The sequence below is a fragment of the Acidobacteriota bacterium genome (assembly GCA_020853395.1).
Lineage (GTDB): Bacteria > Acidobacteriota > Vicinamibacteria > Vicinamibacterales > SCN-69-37 > JADYYY01.
In genome coordinates this window covers 146,919-163,944 of the sequence record JADYYY010000007.1, presented here as the reverse complement: position 1 = coordinate 163,944, position 17,026 = coordinate 146,919, and the positions used below count along the sequence as shown (strand labels likewise).

Below are 17,026 nucleotides of genomic sequence, written 5' to 3'. Positions count from 1 at the left end.
TCCTCACCGCCGTGCCGCGCCTTCCACTGCCGACGGTCTGTACCGAGGTCGATCGCCTCGCCGAGGTCGTGCTGAAGCACCCGCGCGACGCGTTCCGTGACGCCGGCCGGATCGCGCGCGAGTGGCAGGCCCTCAACTTCAGCGCCGCTCCCGATCTCGCGCGGGCGATCGACGAGCACGAGAGATTCGCCGCGCTCGTCGCGGACGCCGGTGCTCGCGTGCGCTTCCTTCCCGAGGGTGACGACGTCGGCCTCGATGCTCTCTACGTCCGCGACGCCTCGGTGGCGACGCCGAAGGGCATGGTGCTCTGCCGGATGGGCAAGGCGCTGCGCGGCGGGGAACCCGCCGCGCAGCGGGCCGCCTTCGAGGCGTGGGGCATTCCCCTGCTCGGCGAGGTCCAGGCGCCCGGACAACTCGAGGGCGGCGACGTCGTGTGGCTCACGTCGCGCATCGTCGCCGTCGGCCGCGGTTATCGGACGAACGACGCCGGGATCGCCCAGCTCACCGCGCTCTTGGGCGATCTCGTGGATGAGGTCATCACCGTGCCGCTCGTGCATTGGCGCGGCCCCGGCGACGTGTTCCACCTGATGTCGATCCTCAGCCCCGTCGACCGTGATCTTGCGGTCGTCTACTCGCCGTTGATGCCCGTGACGTTCCGCGAGCGGCTGCTGTCGCTCGGCGTCGAGCTGATCGAGGTTCCGGATGGAGAGCTCGAGTCGATGGGCGCCAACGTCCTTGCCGTGGCGCCCCGGCACTGCGTGATGCTCGAGGGCAATCCGGTGACCCGTGCCCGGCTGGAGGCGCGAGGCGCGGTCGTGCGGACGTATGCCGGCGTTGAAATCAGCGTGAAGGGGGGCGGTGGTCCGACGTGCCTGACGAGGCCGATTAGCAGGGCTGGCTGAAACGTGGCTTACGGCCTACTCCGGCTTGGGCCTGGCTCATGGCCCAGGACTCGCGGCTTACGGTGCGTACGTAAGCCGCAAGCCCCAAGCCGCTCTTCTCACTGTTCGTCGTCTTCCGGGGCACTGGACGCGACGTCGTCGAAGCCCTCGAGCGAGGTGTTCGGATCGTCCGGATCGTCGTAGAGCCCGCCGAGGCGGCCGGTGTACCGCTCCTTGATTGGCCCCTTCGGGCCGCGCTCCTTGGCTTCCCAGCGCTTCTCGCTCGACGCGCTCTTCTTCTTCGGCGGCCCGAAATTGCGGCCGGCCGCCGGCGCTGACGGGCCAGGTCCCGGACGGAACCCGCCCGGACCACCCGGCCGAGGGCCACCGAATCCGCCCCCACCGCCGCCGTAGGGTCGGGGGCCTCCAAATCCACCGCCTCCGCCACCGGGCGCGCCGCCGCTCGGCCGATAGCCGCCGGCTGGCCGCTCCTCGCGAGGCCGCGCCTCGCTCACCGACAGACTGCGGCCCATGAACAGTTGCTGGTTGAAGCGCTGAATCGCCTGTTCGGCGATGGCGCGGTCGATGAACTCGACGAAGGCGAACCCGCGGGGACGACCGGTTTCGCGGTCCACGGGGATGACGACCTGAGACGGCGAACCGACCGTCGAGAAATGCGCGCGCAGGTCGGCTTCGGTCGCCCCGTAGGGCATGTTGCCTACGAACAGACGTACGGGCACGGACTAACCTCGCAGGGAGAATCGAAGACCACGTTCATGTCGGACAAGGGTCTCAAGCGGTGGGTGGCGTACGGAACGGCCGCAGAATAGCACAACAAAACTGCAAAGTGCTAGGATGGCTGTTTACGTCCACCGCAGGTGACCGCTCAGTAGGATGATGTCCGATTCCACGCCGGCGCCCGGCGAACAGCCAGGCGCGACGCTCGTCGTTCGTGGCGCTCGCACGCACAACCTGAAAGGCGTAGACCTGACGCTGCCGCACCGGGCGCTGGCGGTCTTCACCGGCGTCAGCGGATCCGGCAAGTCGTCGCTCGCCTTCGACACGATCTATGCCGAAGGCCAGCGGCGCTACGTCGAGTCGCTGTCGGCGTACGCCCGGCAGTTTCTCGAGCGCATGGAGAAGCCGGACGTCGACGCCATCGAGGGCATCGCGCCGGCCATCGCCATCCGTCAGAAGAACGCGATTCGCAACCCGCGGTCGACCGTCGGCACCACCACCGAGATCCACGACTACCTGCGCCTGCTCTGGGCGCGCATCGGCCGGACGATCTGTCGCGGTTGTGGCCGGGAGGTCGAACGCGAGTCGCCGGAAGGCATCGCCGATCGCCTGCTCGCGCTGCCCGCCGGCACGCGGCTGCTCATCGGCTTCGATCATCCGCTCGTGACGCTGCCCGCCGCCTCCATCTTGCCGGCCGACGACGAAGGCAGGCCGGAGGGGAGCGAGGAGGCGGAGGCAGAGGCCGAGGCGCCGCCGCTCGGCGGCCTCGAGGACCCGGTCGCCGACGCGCTCGACGCGCTGCGCCGGCGCGGGTTCGGCCGGGTACTCGTCGACGGGCGCGCGCTGTCGCTCGACGAGCCGGGCCTCGCCGGCGCTCTCGCGGGCTCCACCTCGCTCGCCATCGTCGTCGATCGCGTGCGCGTCGAGCCGGGGATTCGGGCGCGGGTCACCGATTCGATCGAGACGTCGTTCCAGGGCGGCGACGGCGCGGCCTTCGCGGTGGAAGTCGACGCCGCCGGTGTTCCGGTGACGACACACCGGTTCAGCGAGCGCTTCGAGTGTCGCACGTGCGGCATCGCCTACGAGGTGCCGCAGCCGCGGCTGTTCTCGTTCAACAACCCGTTCGGCGCGTGTCCCACGTGCCACGGGTTCGGCAACGTCATCGAACTGGACCTCGGCCTCGTCGTGCCCGATCCCGCACTGTCGATCGCGCAGGGCGCCATCGAGCCGTGGACGAAGCCGCACTACCGTGCCTCGCTCACGGAGTTGCGGCGCGCGGCGAAGCGCGTGCCCGTCCGCCTCGACGTGCCGTGGCAGGAGCTGACCGAGGCCGAGCGCACGTTCGTCATCGAGGGGGACGCGGACTACGACGGCATCAAGGGCTTCTTCCGGCGGCTCGAGCGGAAGAAGTACAAGGTGCACGTCCGCGTGTTCCTGAGCCGGTACCGCGGCTACCTCACCTGCCACGGCTGCGGCGGCACCCGGCTGCGCCGGGAAGCGCGGGACGTGCGCGTGGGCGGACGCACGATCGACGAAGTGTGCGGGTTCACCGTGCGCGACGCCGTGCGGTTCTTCGCGGCGCTGCCGCTCACCGCGCACGAGACGGCCGTCGCCGAGAAGATCCTCCGGGAGATCCAGCGGCGGCTCGGGTTCCTCATCGACGTCGGCCTCGACTACCTCACGCTGGATCGCCTCTCGTCGACGCTGTCGGGCGGCGAGTCGCAGCGCATCAACCTCGCGACGTCGCTGGGGTCGGCGCTCGTGGACACGCTCTACGTGCTCGACGAGCCGTCGATCGGTTTGCACCCGCGCGACAACGACCGGCTGATCGCCATCCTCCGGCAGCTTCGCGATCAGGGCAACACCGTCGTCGTCGTGGAGCACGACGCCGACTTCATCCGCGTGGCCGACATCGTCGTGGATTTGGGCCTGGGTGCCGGCGAGCAGGGCGGACGCATCATCTTCGCGGGGCCGGTGGACGGGCTGCTGCACGATGCGCGGTCGCTGACCGCCCGCTATCTCCGTGACGAGCTGGCGATCCCCGTGCCGGCCACGCGCCGCCGGCCCGGCGCGCAGCGGCTCAGGATCCTGGGCGCGAGCGAGCACAACCTCCAGAACGTGGACGTCGAGATCCCGCTGGGCGTGCTGACGTGCATCACCGGCGTCAGCGGGTCGGGGAAGTCGACGCTCGTGCACGACGTGCTCTACGCGGCGGTCAAGCGCGCGAAGGGCGAGTGGGACCGCCGGGTGGGCTCGCATCGCCGGCTCGAGGGTGCCGAGTACGTGACCGATGCGGTTCTCGTGGATCAGCAGCCCATCGGACGGACGCCGCGATCGAACCCCGTCACGTACCTCAAGGCCTTCGATCCGATCCGTGAGCTGTTCGCGGCCACCAAGGACGCGCGCGCGCGCGGGCTCACGGCCAGCCATTTCTCGTTCAACGTGCCGGGCGGCCGGTGCGAGGCGTGCGAGGGCGAAGGCACCGTGCGCGTCGAGATGCAGTTTCTCGCCGACGTGTTCGTGCCGTGCGACCAGTGCGACGGCAAGCGGTTCCGGCCCCAGGTGCTCGAGGTGCGCTACAAGGGCCGGAACATCGATCAGGTGCTCGATCTCACGGTGCGCGAGGCGCTCGCGTTCTTCGCGGGCGCGCCGAAGGTGATTCGCCGGCTGCACGTGCTCGACGAGATCGGCCTGGGCTATCTGCGGCTCGGCCAGCCGGCGACCACGCTGTCGGGCGGCGAGGCGCAGCGGATCAAGATCGCGGCGCACCTCGGCTCGCAGAGCGGCGATCGCGTGCTCTACGTTCTCGACGAGCCGACCACGGGCCTCCACTTCGACGACATCGTGAAGCTGCTCGCGGCCTTCCGGAAGCTGCTGCTCGCCGGCCACAGCCTCGTCGTGATCGAGCACAACCTCGACGTGCTGAAGACGGCCGACTGGATCGTCGACCTCGGCCCCGAGGGCGGTGAAGCGGGCGGCAAGGTCGTGGCGGCCGGCACGCCGGAGCACGTGGCCGCCGATCCCGAGTCGATCACCGGCCGCTACCTGCGACGAGCCCTTGCGGCGGCGCGGGAGCACGCGTACGCTGATCGCGCATGAGCCCTGGTCCCCGGCTGCTCCTCCCGGCGATCCTCGTGTGCGCGGCCGTCGGCGCGCCGTCGGCCCAAGCGCAATGGCAGGACGTCATTCGCAACCTTCGTCATCCGAAAGCCGCGGTGCGGCTCGAGGCCGTCGAGACGCTCGGCAACGCCGGCTACGTCGGCGCGATCGAGCCGGTCGCGCCGCTCGTCAACGATCCTGACGATCGCGTGCAGGCCGCGGCGCTCGAGGCGGAGCTGGCGTTCTTCCTGACCGAGCGCGTGAGCGGCGGCGGAGCGCGCGTGCTGAGCCTCGGCGGAGGCCGGAGCCGCGCGCAGCAGGCTTTCGAGCACGGGCCGCTGCTGCGCACGGCGACGCCGGCGCCGCCCGTGCTCGTCGACGCGCTCATCGCCGCCATGCGCGACGAGAACGCCCGCGTGCGCTTCGACGCCATCCACGTGCTCGGCTTCGTCGCCGAGCCGCCGCTCGCCGCGGCGCAGGTCGCCGGCGTGGCCGATGGGCTGGATCACTACGATCCGGTGATGCGCATGGCCGCCGCGCGCGTCATCGGCCGCCTGCGTCTGCGCGACGCAGCCGGCAAGCTCACCGAGGCCCTCGCCGACTCGAATGCGACGGTGCGCGCGTTCGCGGTCGAAGCCGTCGGCCTGCTGCGCGAGGAGAAGGCGCTCTTCACGCTGCGCGACCTGCTCGAGCGTGGCCGCGGCGACCGGGCGACGCTGCTGCTCGCCGTCGCGCGCATCGCCGCGCCGCAGGACCTGGCGCTGCTGCGGGCAGAGCTCGGCGACCGCCAGCCGTTCGCGCGCCGCGCCGCGGCCGAGGGGCTGGGGCGTCTGGCGGACACCGAGTCGCTCCCCGCGATCGAACGGCTGTTCAAGGAGGACCGGTCCAACGAGGTCCGCCTCGCCGCGGCCTTCGCGCTGCAGCGCCTCGGACAGACGCAGTCGCACGTGATCGCGTCCATGCTGGCGAGCGAGGAGCTGCGGATGCAGGCATGGCCCTATCTGTTCGAGCTCGGCCCAGACGCCGCGCCGGGGGTGCGCGCCGCGCTGAGTTCCGCGGTCGACAGCCGGTACCGCGCCGATCTGATCCAGATGCTCGGCTACCTCGGCACGCGAGACGACGTGCCGCTCATCGAGAAGTTCCTGGTCGATCGCGACCAGCGCCTCGTGCGCGCTGCCACGAGCGCGACACTGCGATTGAGAGGGCGGTGACACCGGTCGCCGCACACCCCGCATCGGTCGTCCTGCCGGCCGCTTTCTACGCGCGGCCGACGCTCGAGGTGCTCGACGACATCATCGGCAAGGTGCTCGTGCGCGACGATGGCCGCACGCGCACGTCCGGCATCATCGTGGAGGCCGAGGCGTACGTCGGGGAAGACGATCCCGCCTGCCACGCCGCGTGCGGCCCGACCGCGCGCAACGCGCCGCTCTACGGGCCGCCCGGCCGCGCGTACGTCTACTTGAACTACGGCGTTCACGACCTGCTCAACGCGGTCACCGAGCCGGCCGGACGGCCGGCGGCGGTGCTGCTGCGCGCGGTCGCTCCGCTCGAGGGCGTCGAGATCATGCGCGCCCGCCGGCGCCGTACCCTGGTCCGACGGGGACACGCATCGTCGGGCCGCCTCGACGACCATCTGCTCGGCCGCGGGCCGGGCAACCTGACGATCGCGCTCGGCGTCGGCCGTCGTCTCAACGGCCACGACCTCGCCGCGCGGCCGCTCACGATCGAAGACCGGGGCATCGTGCCGGGTGCGCTCGTACGATCGCCGCGGATCGGCATCCGCGTCGGCACGTCGGTGCACTGGCGATGTCACTGGAAGGGGCACCTGGCCGTGTCCGGCAGCAACAGCCGCCGGTAATCGCGGACGGCGCGGCTCACTGGCGGCGCAGCAGCCGCTGTTGCTGGCGGCTTTCGATAGGGATCTCGAGCGTGATCTGACGGCCGTTCCGATCGACCACGACCGTGGCCCGCTCCCCGGGGCGCGCCTGGGCGACGAGGCGATCGAGCGTCTGGATGTCTGGTGTCTTCTGGCCGTTGAAGCTCACGATGACATCTTCCGGCCGCAGCCCGCCGCGGTACGCCGCCGACGTGTTCTGGATCTGATAGACGAGCAGCCCGCCGATGTTGCCCCAGCCGTACTGTCTGGCGGTGTCGGGATCGACCAGCCGGACGTATCCGATCGACCCCCACGACACGGAACCGTTCTTGACGAGCTCCTGCATGATCTGTCGCGCCAGATTCGACGGGATCGCCAGCCCGATGCCCTGGAAGCCGCCGGTCTCCGAGACGATCTGCGTGTTGATGCCGACCAGCTCCCCGCGCGCGTTGATCAGCGCGCCGCCCGAGTTCCCCGGATTGATGGCCGCGTCGGTCTGGATGAAGTCCGTGTAGGCGCCGCCCTGCGTCCGGCTGACGGCCGACACGATGCCCAGCGTGACCGTGCCGTTCATCTGGAACGGGTTGCCGATGGCGAGCACCCACTCGGCCACGCGCAGCTTGCTCGAGTCGCCCCACGACAGCGTGGGCAACGCGGTGGCCTGCACCTTCAGCACCGTGAGGTCGCTCAGGTAGTCGACGCCGACGATGGTGGCAGGGCGTTCGCGGCCGTCGGCCAGCGTCACGCGGACGTCGGCACGCGGATCGCCGATGACGTGCGTGTTCGTGAGGATCAGGCCGTCCGGCGAGACGATCACGCCAGAGCCGAGGCTCTGCGATCGCATCACCTGCGTGTCGTCGAAGAAGAACGGCCACGGGCTGCGTCGCTGGACGAGGTTCGTGGACGAGATGTTGGCGGCCACCTTCAGCGCCGCCTCGGCGACTGGCGACAGATCCGGCAGCGCGCCGCCCGCCGGCAGCGGTGCCGGGCGTGCGGCCTGCACGTCCGGCGATGCCTCGCGGCTGGCGGCGGGGGCCGGAGAGGTCGAGGCCGCCGCGCGCTCGGACTCCGGGGGATTGAGCCGGCTCGCCACCACCAGGCCGCCGAAGAACCCGGCGGTCAGCAATAGCAGGACGATCCCGAAGAGCAGGCTGGTTCTGCGCATGCGAAACGAGTGTCTAGGTGCCGACCGAAATTCTGCGGACGTCCTGCGCCTTCGGCACGACGACGGTCAGGATGCCGTCGGCGAGGCTGGCGGTGATGTGGTCACCCGCGACTGCGGTCCCGAACTGGAACGATCGCGAGAACGGCCCCTGCCCGCGCTCGAGCTGCTGGTAGCGCTCGGGGCCGGGCGCCGTGCAGCGCCGCTCGCCGCGCAGCGTCAGTCGCTGGTCGTGGAAGTGGATGTCGATGTCGCTGCGATCCATGCCGGGCAGCTCGACGGTGAGGACGTAGCGGTCGTCGAGCTCGGCCAAATCCACAGGCGGCACCCAGCCGGGCGCCGCGTGTCCGAACAGGCTCTCGAGTCGCTCCTGCATGGTGAGCAGGTCGCGCATCGGATCCCAGGGCATGGGTCCATCGTAAACCAAAGCGCGGGCCGGCGCGCCGGGTCTTTCGCGGTACAATCGCGAGTTCCGGGAGGGCGGACGTCCGAGACCTATGAGCTCACTTCAAGCCACGCGCCTGCGCAAGGGCATGCTGATCAAGTTCAACAACGACCTGTGCCGGATCCTGGAGCTGCACCACATCACGCCGGGCAACAAGCGCGGCCACGTGCTCTGCAAGATGCGCGACATCCGCTCGGGCCGGCTGATCGACAACAAGTTCCGGGCCGAGGACGACGTGGAACGCGCCGTGCTGGACGAGCACGAGATGCAGTTCCTCTATCGCGACGGCGATCTCTTTCATTTCATGAACGTCGAGACCTACGAGCAGGTCCACCTCTCGGGCGAGGTGCTGGGCGACAACGCGCTCTACCTGCTGCCCGAGGCCACGATCAAGGTGGAGTTCTACGAGAGCGAGCCGGTCGGCATCGAGCTGCCGCTCACCGTCGACCTGAAGGTGGCCGACACGGTGCCGGGCATCAAGGGCGCGACCGCGTCGGCGCAGATCAAACCCGCCACGCTCGAAACGGGGCTCGTCGTGAACGTCCCGTCGTTCATCAACGCCGGCGACCTGGTCCGCATCAACACCGAGACGGGCGAGTATTTGGGGAGAAGCTAGACATCGGGATATCGATCGCCGGACCTGTGTGCACGACTCCGGATCGAGATGCTCCGATTCGGTATCCCGGATGCTCCGATATCCCGATGATCGATATCCCGGTGTCCGGATGTTCCGATGCGATATTCCGATGTTCCGATATCCCGATGCCCGATGTCTTTCAGCGACGTAGCCACTGCACGAGCCCCTGGCCGCCGGCGGCGGTCGGGTCCGCGAGCCAGTCGGGGGGCGTGAGCCAGACGAAGGCGAGGATCGCGATCACCCAGAGATCGTAGGCGAGCGTGGCGCGCTCGTCGGTCCAGTAGAAGGCGCGCACGAACAGGCCGCCGAGGCCGGAGCCTCGCGGCTGCGGCCGGCCTTTGAGCTCCAGATACGTGTACTGGATGCGGTTGACGACCGTGACGATCGAGAGCACGCCGATCACCCACATCACCGCGGCCATGCGGTTCGTGAAGGCGCCGATCATGAACAGCACGATCCGTTCGGGGCGCTCCATGAACCCGACCTTGCACTTCGGAATCAGCGATTCCGCCCGCGCGCGCGTGTAGCTCGTCATCGTGGCGAACACCATCGCGATCGAGGTGATGAGCACGTAGTCGGTGCGGCCGAGCGACGAGTACAGGCAGATCAACCCGACCGAGAGCGCCAGGTCGGAGAAGCGGTCGATCACCGAGTCCCAGAAGCCGCCGAACTTGGTGACCTCGCCGGTCTCGACCGCGACCTTGCCGTCGATGAAGTCGAAGACGTTGGCGCCCACCATGATCGCGCCGGCGCTGAGGAACCGGCCGCTGGCCAGCTCCCAGCCGGCGGCGATGTTGATGAGCACGCCGGTGAACGTCAGAATGTTGGGGTGGATCCGCAGGCGGACGCACAGATCGATGATGAGCCGCAGCGGGTAGTTGCAGGCTCGGCCGATGGCGCCAGTGAACGTCACAGGAGGCTGTCGAATGTCGGGATGTCGCTGCGGACTCGTCTCGTGTTGCCGCGGGTCGGAAGACCCGCGGCATCGTAGCCCATGGCCATCGAGGATCTCAAGAGCCAGATCGCCCGCCTGCCGGAGCAGCCCGGCGTGTACCTGTTCCTCGGCGCCGAGGGCGAGACGCTGTACGTCGGCAAGGCGCGCGTGCTCCGCGATCGGGTGCGCAGCTACCTGGCGGCGCACGGCACGAGCCCGCGGCACGACGTGCTGCTGCGCGACGCCGCGACGCTCGAGGTCATCGTCACCGACTCGGTCGTCGAGGCGCTCGCGCTCGAGAACCGGCTGATCAAGCAGCGCAATCCGCGCTTCAACATCCTGCTGCGCGACGACAAGACCTACCCGTACCTGCAGTTGACCGTCACCGAGCGCGCGCCGCGGCTGCTCGTCGCGCGGCGGGTGGAGCGCGACGGGAACGTCTACGCCGGCCCCTTCATGCCGGCCGCCGTGGCGCGCCGGACGATGGGGCTGGCGCATCGGTTGTTCGGGATCCGCTCCTGCAACGAGATCATCGACGGCCGCCGCGGCCGCCCGTGCCTGGAGTACGACATCCACCGCTGCCTGGCTCCCTGCGTCGACACGATCTGCTCGATCGAGGAGTACGGCCGAGCCGTCGAGCAGGCCCGGCTGCTGATCGAAGGGCGCCAGGACGAGCTCATCGACAATCTCCGCGCCGAGATGATCGAGGCCGCCGCGCGTGAGCGCTTCGAGCGCGCGGCGCACCTGCGCGACGCGATCCGCACGATCGAGACGCTGCGCGATCGGCACAACAAGGTGGAGGCGCCGGACCTCGGCGACCGCGACGCGTTCGGCGTGAAGACCGGCCGCGCTGGCGCCGTCGTCCAGGTCTTCCAGGTCCGCCGCGGTCGCGTCTGCGATCGGCTCGAGCTCGTCTCCGAATCGCGCGGCGACGCCGCGCTCGACGAGGCGGAAGTCCTGGCGGCCGCGCTCCAGCAGTTCTACGCCGACCGCGCCGCCCCGCCGGACGTGCACGTGCCGGACACGCTCGAGGCCGACGACGTGACGGCGCTCGAGGGGTGGCTGTCGGCGAACGCCGGCCGGCGCGTCAAGGTGCTGGTGCCGAAGCGCGGCGAGAAGCGCGGACTGCTCGAGATGGCCGCGCGCAACGCGGTGATCGCCTATCAGGCGCACTTCGGCGACAGCGCCGTCAGCTCGTACGAGGCGCTCGAGACGCTGCGCGCCGCGCTGCAGCTTCCGGCGCTGCCGCGCCGCATCGAGTGCTTCGACATCTCGACCTTCCAGGGGCAGGAGACCGTGGCCGCGATGGTCGTGTGCGTGGACGGGCGGATGCGCCGCGGTGAATACCGGAAGTTCCGGGTGCGCGGCCTTGGTCCGGCCGGCGCGGGCGACGGCGGGCGCGTGCTCGACGACTTCGCCTCGATGCGCGACGTGGTGTTCCGGCGCTACCGCCGCGTGATCGATCAGGGCGGGCCCTTTCCGGATCTCATCCTGATCGACGGCGGCAAGGGGCAGCTCGGCGCCGCGTATGACGCGCTGGCGGCGATTGGCCTCGAGCGGCTGGTCGCCGTCGGGCTCGCCAAACAGGAGGAGCTGCTCTTCACGCGGGATCGCGCCGAAGGACTGGCGCTGCCGGGCGCGTCGCCGGCGCTCAGGCTCGTCCAGCGGATCCGCGACGAGGCCCACCGGTTCGCCGTGACGTTTCATCGGCGCGCGCGGTCGATGCGCGACTTCCGATCGGCGCTCGACGAGGTGGCCGGGATTGGCGCGCGGCGGCGCAAGCAGTTGCTCACCGCCTTTGGCTCGGTGGCCGGCGTCCGGCGCGCCAGCCGCGCCGAGCTCTCGGCCGTCGTCGGCGCCAAGGCGGCCGAGGCGGTGATCCGCCACTTCTCAGGGACAGATGGATGACGCCGCTGTCGTGAGATCGACGGCCCGGGCGGCCGTTGCCGCGCGGGCGTTGGCCTCGACCAATCGCATGCGCCCGGCACACGGTTTGCTCAGGAGCGGGGCATGGAGACTCGAGAACTGCTGGGGGTCAGTCATGCCGACGCCTTCGAGTTCTTCCTCGAGCATCTGAAGGACGTGACCGAGGAGGACGCCCCGCCGCTCCGCGAGCTGCTCTACAACGCGAGTGTCCTCGCGCACTTCGCCAGCACGTCGGCGGCGTCGGACGACTATCCCGGCTGCCCGACGAGCCTGCGGGCCGTGTTCGACACCTTCGTGCTGGATCGCTCGCGGGCATTCGACGCCGACCTGATGGAGGCCGCGGCCGCGCAGTGCCTGCTGCTCACCGGCTTCTTCCTGGATCAGCAGCGCCTCCGGCACAACGTCCACTGGTACGCGGCGCTCGGCAGCGCGTTCTACGAACGCGCGGCGCAGGCGCTGACCGACCAGGCGCGCGCGCGCATGATGCGGACGATGGCGCGCCGCTTCGGCTTCTGGCGGCACCAGCAGCGGCGGCTCGCGCACGAGCTGCGCGAGTCGCAGCTTCCGCGCGTCGCGTCGCGCCCGTTCTGAACGCGCGGCCGGCGGGCAGCGTCTCGCCCTGCCCGCCGGCCGTGGTACAGTCTCCTACCGCTTGCCGCCGATCGCCGAGATCCTCCCGCTCTTCCTGGTGCTGATCCTGTCGTTGTCCGTTCACGAGGCGGCGCACGCCTGGACGGCCGATCGGCTCGGCGATCCCACCGCGCGCACGCTCGGCCGCCTCACGCTGAATCCGCTCGCGCACATCGACTGGATCGGCACGGTGCTGTTCCCGATCGTCGCCATGATGTCGAGCCTCCCGCTGATTGGCTGGGCCAAGCCGGTGCCCGTCAACTGGCATCATCTCCAGGCGCCGCGGCGCGACTTCGCGACGGTCGCGCTCGCCGGGCCGGCCAGCAATCTGGCGATCGCGGCCGGGGCCGCCGCGCTGTACGCGGCCGCCGACGCGACGGCGGGCGGCGCGTCGCGGCCCGCCGCGCTCTTCGCGCAGGTCGCCTCGCTGAACGTGTTCCTCGCCGTGTTCAATCTGCTCCCGGTGCCGCCGCTCGACGGCGGCAACGTGCTCGCGGGCCTCGTGCCCGAGGCGGCCGCGCGCCTCATCGATCGGCTGCGCCCGTACGGCATCCTCATCCTGTACGCGATGATGTTCACCGGCGTGTTCCACACCGTTGCCTGGCCCGTGCACCGCGCGATCATGGGATGGCTGCTGCCATGAGCCGGCCTCGTGTCGTCTCCGGCATGCGGCCGACCGGGCGCCTCCATCTCGGCCACCTCGTCGGGGCGCTGCAGAACTGGAACCGGCTGCAGCGCGAGTACGACGCGTACTACTTCGTCGCCGACTGGCACGCGCTCACGAGCGAGTACGCGGCCACGACCGAGATCGTCGCGCACGCCATCGACAACGTGGCCGACTGGATCGGCGCCGGGATCGACCCCGCGAGGAGCACGCTCTTCGTGCAGTCGCTCGTGCCCGAACACGCCGAGCTGTACCTGCTGCTGCAGATGATCACGCCCATTCCGTGGCTGGAACGCGTGCCCACCTACAAGGAGCAGATCGAACAGCTCGCCGAGCGGGACTTGTCGAACCTGGGCTTCCTCGGCTATCCGTTGCTGCAGACGGCCGACGTCATCATGTACGACGCGCAGTACGTGCCGGTCGGCGAGGACCAGGTCCCGCACCTCGAGCTGTCGCGCGAGGTCGTTCGTCGATTCCACAATCTCTACGGCGAGGTGTTCGTCGAGCCGCAGCCGTTGCTCACGCCGGTGCCGCGGTTGCCGGGGCTCGACAACCGCAAGATGAGCAAGAGCTACGGCAACACCATCGACCTCTCCGACTCGGCCGACACCGTCGTTCGCAAGGTGCGGCAGATGTACACCGACCCGAAGCGCGTGCGCGCCGACATCCCGGGCGAAGTCGAGGGCAACCCGGTGTTCGTCTACCATCACGCGTTCAACCCGGATCGCGACGAGGTCGAGGACCTCGAGCGCCGCTATCGCGAAGGGCGGGTGGGCGACGTGGAGGTCAAGACGAAGCTCGCCGCGGCGATCAACGCGATGCTCGCGCCGATCCGCGAGCGCCGGGAGGCAGCGCTGCGCCGGCCGGGCGAGCTGCGCGATCTCCTCGTCGACGGCTCGGCGAAAGCGCGGGCCGTCGCCCGCGAGACCATGGCGCGCGTGCGCGACGCCGTCAAGCTGAAGTACTGACGTGGCCGATCACGCCGAGCCGCTCGAGTTCGATTCGGTCCTGGGCCGGTACCCGGTGCGCCTCGCGGTGTTCGAGGGGCCACTCGACCTGCTGCTGCACCTGATCAAGAAGCACGAGGTGAACGTCTACGACATCCCCGTGCACCTCGTCACGCAGCAGTACCTCGAGTACCTCGACCTGATGACGGACCTCAACCTCGACGTCGCCGGCGAGTTCCTCGTGATGGCCGCCACGCTCATCCACATCAAGTCGCGCATGCTGCTGCCGCGCCCGGACCCGGCGCAGGAAGATCCGCAGGAGGATCCGCGCGAGGCGCTGATGCGGCAGCTCGTCGAGCACCAGCGGTTCAAGGCGGCCGCCGAGCTGCTCCACGAGAAGGAGATTCAGCGGAGCGCGCAGTGGGGCCGGCCCGACGGGCGCGTGGCCGAGGTGCTGGGCGAAGCGCCCGAGCCGGAGATCGAGGTCGACCTGTTCAGCCTCATGACCGCGTTCCGGCAGGTGCTCGAGCGCGTCCGACACCGGCCGCGCGTGGTGCTGCCGGCCGAGCAACTGCCAATCGAGAAGCGCATCGAGCAGCTCATGGCGCGGCTCTCGGACCGCGACGCCTGCGGGTTCGAGGAGCTGTTCGCCGACGTGAGCTCGCGCGGCGGCATGATCGTGACGTTTCTGGCGCTGCTCGAGATGATCCGTTTGAAGGTCGTCCGCGTGTTCCAGCAGGGCACGTTCGGGCCCATCCGCGTCTATAAGCGCAGCGGCGTCGAGGGCGCGCCGGTGTTTGGAGCTCCCGGCCATGTCTGACCTCAAAGCCGTCATCGAAGCGCTTATCTTCGCGTCCCCCGAGCCGCTCACGGTCAAGACGCTCGTCCGGCTGCTCGACGGCGAGACGGCCGAGGACGTGACGGCCGCGATCGAGGCGCTGAAGCAGGACTACGAGCGGCCGGGGGGCCTGAAGGTCGTCGAGGTCGCCGGCGGCTACCAGATCGTCACCCGCCCGGATCTGCACGAGTGGGTGCGCCGGCTGTTCCACGAGCGCACCACGCAGAAGCTGTCGGTCGCCTCGCTCGAGACGCTCGCGGTCGTCGCCTACAAGCAGCCGATCACCGCGCCGGAAGTGGCCGAGATCCGCGGCGTCAACGCGTCGGGCGTCATCGCCACGCTGATCGAGCGCAAGCTCGTGAAGATCGTCGGCCGCAAGCAGGTAGTCGGCCGTCCCTTCCTGTACGGGACGACGCGCGAGTTCCTCGATCGCTTCGGGCTGAACGACCTCGCGGATCTGCCGAAGGTCGAGGACATGTCGGAACTGCTCGGGTTCGATCTGCCGTCGGGCGTCGGCGAGGCGGCGCCGCAGACGTCGCTGCCGTTCGAGCCCGCGGAGCCGGCGACATCCGACGGCCCCGAGTCGGTGCATTGAGGCTGAACAAGATCCTGTCGGTCGCCGGCGTCGCGTCGCGGCGCGCGGCGGACGACCTGATCCGTCAGGGACGCGTCGAGGTCAACGGCCACGTCGTCACCGCGCTCGGCACGCAGGCCGATCCGGCGCACGACGACATTCGCGTCGACGGCCGCCGGCTCCGGCGTGAGGCGCCCGAGCGGCGCTACCTGCTGCTCAACAAGCCGCGCGGCGTGGTCAGCACGCGCACCGACCCGCAGCGGCGTCCGACCGTCATCGACCTGCTGGCGCGCGCGGGCGTGACCGGCTACTTCTATCCGGTGGGCCGCCTCGACTTCGATTCCGAAGGCCTCTTGCTCCTGACCAACGACGGCGATTTCGCCGAGCGCGTGACGCACCCGCGCTATGAGCTCGAACGGACCTACGAAGCCGAGGTCGAGGGCGCGCCGGACGATCGCGACCTCGAACGCTTGCGCCGTGGCATCGTCGTCGACGGCCGGCGGACGCTGCCGGCAACGGTCACCCACCTGCGGACGGTGAACACGCGGCACGGGCAGAGCACGTTGCTGCACATCACGCTCCGCGAGGGGCGGAACCGCCAGGTCCGACGGATGTGCGACGCCATCGCGCACCCGATCGTCCGGCTGCGCCGGATCCGCATCGGCCCGATCGAGGATCGGCGCCTGAAGCCGGGACAGCTCCGCGATCTCACGCCCGCGGAGGTGAAGGCCCTGACGCGGTGACCCCGAGTCTCGACGGGAACGAGGACTTACCCGCGAGGCGAGGGATTGTTCGCAGGCTCAAGGACGTCGGGCTGGGGAGATTGGTTCTCGGGGACGCGCACCGGCCCGGCGGGCCATCGTCGCTGGAGCGGTACCTCGTCGGACAACTCGCGCAGCAGGCCGCCGCGGATCAAGCCGCCGCCCGGCGTCGCTCGACGTGCGGTGCCGCACTTTGGGGCCTCGGCCTTGGCGCTGTCGTGGGAGCGTCCGTGGTGGCTCGGGCTCGTCGTCGGGGGGCCGAGCGCGACGACTGTTATCGCGTCGGTACGCTGTTCGTCGCGCCTCTGGTGGCGTGGAGCGGTGCCGCCGTGGGCGCGGTCGTAGCGCGCCTCCATCCCGGCCGTCGTCCGTCGTCGGGGCGAACGAGTCCCAGCGGAGGCGAAGGCGACGATACCTCGTCGCCGGTCCCGCGATGACCCGCACTCGTGGCCTTGCCTCGCCCGTGATCCTCGTCGTCTCGTGCTTGTTGCTCATCCTGCGTGACGGGACTGCGCACGCGCAGCCGGGCGATCCCGTCACGACCGGCGAGTTCCGAGAGTCCGTCGCCCGGTCCGGACGCTCGCGCATCTCCTTTGATCCAGGGCGGAACGTGGTTGCATCGAGGTTTGCCGTGGACTGGGCCAGACGAGACCAGGCTCGAAGCCCGTCAGGGAGTCGGCAGATTCACCCTGCGCTCTTCTGGGGACTCGGGATCGGCGCCAGCATCGGCACGGCGTTCGTGGCCGTCCATTGCCACGAGCGCCAGAACTGCTATCGACCGGCCACGGTGGTGCTCGTGCCGTTGCTGGCTGGAATGGGCGCGGCGACCGGGGCGCTCATCGGCTGCGCGAGGGCCAACCCATGCCAGGGGCCCTGAGCCCGCTGCTGCCGCGCCGGGATGACGTGAGTAGCGG

Annotated in this window: 17 protein-coding genes; 13 read left to right on the top strand and 4 right to left on the bottom strand. The window is 70.0% G+C overall.

Annotation, left to right across the window (positions count from 1 at the left end; translation table 11 throughout):
* Nucleotides 1–26 precede the first annotated feature (26 nt).
* Nucleotides 27–902, top strand: coding sequence for a hypothetical protein (locus IT184_06485; GenBank protein MCC7008446.1), 876 nt, complete (start codon nt 27–29; stop codon nt 900–902).
* A 98-nt stretch (nt 903–1,000) separates the two neighbouring features.
* Here the strand turns inward: IT184_06485 and IT184_06480 are convergent, their stop codons facing one another.
* Nucleotides 1,001–1,621, bottom strand: coding sequence for an RNA-binding protein (locus tag IT184_06480; GenBank protein ID MCC7008445.1), 621 nt, complete (start codon nt 1,619–1,621; stop codon nt 1,001–1,003).
* A 157-nt stretch (nt 1,622–1,778) separates the two neighbouring features.
* Between IT184_06480 and uvrA the strand changes: the two genes are divergently transcribed.
* From uvrA to IT184_06465, 3 genes are read left to right on the top strand one after another with little or no spacing between them, the layout of a single operon-like run.
* Nucleotides 1,779–4,718 (top strand): excinuclease ABC subunit UvrA, encoded by a 2,940-nt coding sequence (uvrA, locus tag IT184_06475; protein ID MCC7008444.1) that lies wholly within the window; start codon nt 1,779–1,781, stop codon nt 4,716–4,718.
* Nucleotides 4,715–5,929 carry a HEAT repeat domain-containing protein gene (locus IT184_06470; GenBank protein ID MCC7008443.1) on the top strand — a complete coding sequence of 405 codons (1,215 nt, stop codon included), beginning with the start codon at nt 4,715–4,717 and terminating at the stop codon, nt 5,927–5,929. Before uvrA ends, IT184_06470 begins: the two co-directional genes overlap by 4 nt.
* Nucleotides 5,926–6,576, top strand: a complete 651-nt coding sequence (locus IT184_06465) for a DNA-3-methyladenine glycosylase (protein ID MCC7008442.1) — start codon at nt 5,926–5,928, stop codon at nt 6,574–6,576. Before IT184_06470 ends, IT184_06465 begins: the two co-directional genes overlap by 4 nt.
* A 16-nt stretch (nt 6,577–6,592) precedes the next feature.
* Here the strand turns inward: IT184_06465 and IT184_06460 are convergent, their stop codons facing one another.
* Both IT184_06460 and IT184_06455 read right to left on the bottom strand, forming a co-directional pair.
* Entirely contained in the window at nt 6,593–7,759 is a 1,167-nt protein-coding gene (locus IT184_06460; protein MCC7008441.1) for a trypsin-like peptidase domain-containing protein, read from the bottom strand.
* A gap of 13 nt (nt 7,760–7,772) precedes the next feature.
* A complete protein-coding gene (locus IT184_06455) occupies nt 7,773–8,165 on the bottom strand; it encodes an Hsp20/alpha crystallin family protein (protein MCC7008440.1) in 393 nt (130 codons plus the stop codon).
* Nucleotides 8,166–8,253: 88 nt separating this feature from the next.
* Here IT184_06455 and efp point away from each other — a divergent pair, with 88 nt between their 5' ends.
* Nucleotides 8,254–8,817, top strand: a complete 564-nt coding sequence (gene efp, locus IT184_06450) for an elongation factor P (GenBank protein MCC7008439.1) — start codon at nt 8,254–8,256, stop codon at nt 8,815–8,817.
* A gap of 160 nt (nt 8,818–8,977) precedes the next feature.
* Here the strand turns inward: efp and IT184_06445 are convergent, their stop codons facing one another.
* Nucleotides 8,978–9,751, bottom strand: a complete 774-nt coding sequence (locus tag IT184_06445; GenBank protein ID MCC7008438.1) for a CDP-alcohol phosphatidyltransferase family protein — start codon at nt 9,749–9,751, stop codon at nt 8,978–8,980.
* 81 nt (nt 9,752–9,832) lie between these two features.
* Between IT184_06445 and uvrC the strand changes: the two genes are divergently transcribed.
* The 8 genes from uvrC to IT184_06405 all read left to right on the top strand — a co-directional run bounded on the left by uvrC (nt 9,833) and on the right by IT184_06405 (nt 16,989).
* Nucleotides 9,833–11,680 carry an excinuclease ABC subunit UvrC gene (gene uvrC / locus IT184_06440; GenBank protein ID MCC7008437.1) on the top strand — a complete coding sequence of 616 codons (1,848 nt, stop codon included), beginning with the start codon at nt 9,833–9,835 and terminating at the stop codon, nt 11,678–11,680.
* Between the two features lie 102 nt (nt 11,681–11,782).
* Complete coding sequence (locus IT184_06435; GenBank protein ID MCC7008436.1) at nt 11,783–12,289, top strand: hypothetical protein; 507 nt, start codon at nt 11,783–11,785, stop codon at nt 12,287–12,289.
* Nucleotides 12,290–12,350: 61 nt separating this feature from the next.
* Nucleotides 12,351–12,971, top strand: a complete 621-nt coding sequence (locus tag IT184_06430; protein MCC7008435.1) for a site-2 protease family protein — start codon at nt 12,351–12,353, stop codon at nt 12,969–12,971.
* The gene (gene trpS, locus IT184_06425) at nt 12,968–13,960 is read left to right on the top strand and encodes a tryptophan--tRNA ligase (GenBank protein MCC7008434.1); all 993 of its coding nucleotides are present in this window, start codon (nt 12,968–12,970) and stop codon (nt 13,958–13,960) included. Before IT184_06430 ends, trpS begins: the two co-directional genes overlap by 4 nt.
* Before the next feature lies 1 nt (nt 13,961).
* The gene (locus IT184_06420) at nt 13,962–14,759 is read left to right on the top strand and encodes a segregation/condensation protein A (GenBank protein MCC7008433.1); all 798 of its coding nucleotides are present in this window, start codon (nt 13,962–13,964) and stop codon (nt 14,757–14,759) included.
* A complete protein-coding gene (gene scpB, locus IT184_06415) occupies nt 14,752–15,372 on the top strand; it encodes an SMC-Scp complex subunit ScpB (GenBank protein ID MCC7008432.1) in 621 nt (206 codons plus the stop codon). The genes IT184_06420 and scpB overlap by 8 nt, the downstream gene beginning before the upstream one ends.
* A complete protein-coding gene (locus IT184_06410) occupies nt 15,369–16,094 on the top strand; it encodes an rRNA pseudouridine synthase (protein MCC7008431.1) in 726 nt (241 codons plus the stop codon). Before scpB ends, IT184_06410 begins: the two co-directional genes overlap by 4 nt.
* A 451-nt stretch (nt 16,095–16,545) precedes the next feature.
* On the top strand, nt 16,546–16,989 hold the full coding sequence (locus IT184_06405) for a hypothetical protein (GenBank protein ID MCC7008430.1): 444 nt from the start codon (nt 16,546–16,548) through the stop codon (nt 16,987–16,989).
* The last annotated feature ends 37 nt before the right edge of the window (nt 16,990–17,026 follow it).

What these genes read in the sequence shown, in the direction of transcription:
- uvrC (MCC7008437.1), top strand. Translation starts at nt 9,833, where the DNA reads ATGGCCATCGAGGATCTCAAGAGCCAGATCGCCCGCCTGCCGGAGCAG.
- IT184_06455 (MCC7008440.1), bottom strand. Translation starts at nt 8,165, where the DNA reads ATGCCCTGGGATCCGATGCGCGACCTGCTCACCATGCAGGAGCGACTC.
- scpB (MCC7008432.1), top strand. Translation starts at nt 14,752, where the DNA reads ATGTCTGACCTCAAAGCCGTCATCGAAGCGCTTATCTTCGCGTCCCCC.
- uvrA (MCC7008444.1), top strand. Translation starts at nt 1,779, where the DNA reads ATGTCCGATTCCACGCCGGCGCCCGGCGAACAGCCAGGCGCGACGCTC.
- IT184_06470 (MCC7008443.1), top strand. Translation starts at nt 4,715, where the DNA reads ATGAGCCCTGGTCCCCGGCTGCTCCTCCCGGCGATCCTCGTGTGCGCG.
- IT184_06460 (MCC7008441.1), bottom strand. Translation starts at nt 7,759, where the DNA reads ATGCGCAGAACCAGCCTGCTCTTCGGGATCGTCCTGCTATTGCTGACC.
- efp (MCC7008439.1), top strand. Translation starts at nt 8,254, where the DNA reads ATGAGCTCACTTCAAGCCACGCGCCTGCGCAAGGGCATGCTGATCAAG.
- IT184_06435 (MCC7008436.1), top strand. Translation starts at nt 11,783, where the DNA reads ATGGAGACTCGAGAACTGCTGGGGGTCAGTCATGCCGACGCCTTCGAG.
- trpS (MCC7008434.1), top strand. Translation starts at nt 12,968, where the DNA reads ATGAGCCGGCCTCGTGTCGTCTCCGGCATGCGGCCGACCGGGCGCCTC.
- IT184_06405 (MCC7008430.1), top strand. Translation starts at nt 16,546, where the DNA reads ATGACCCGCACTCGTGGCCTTGCCTCGCCCGTGATCCTCGTCGTCTCG.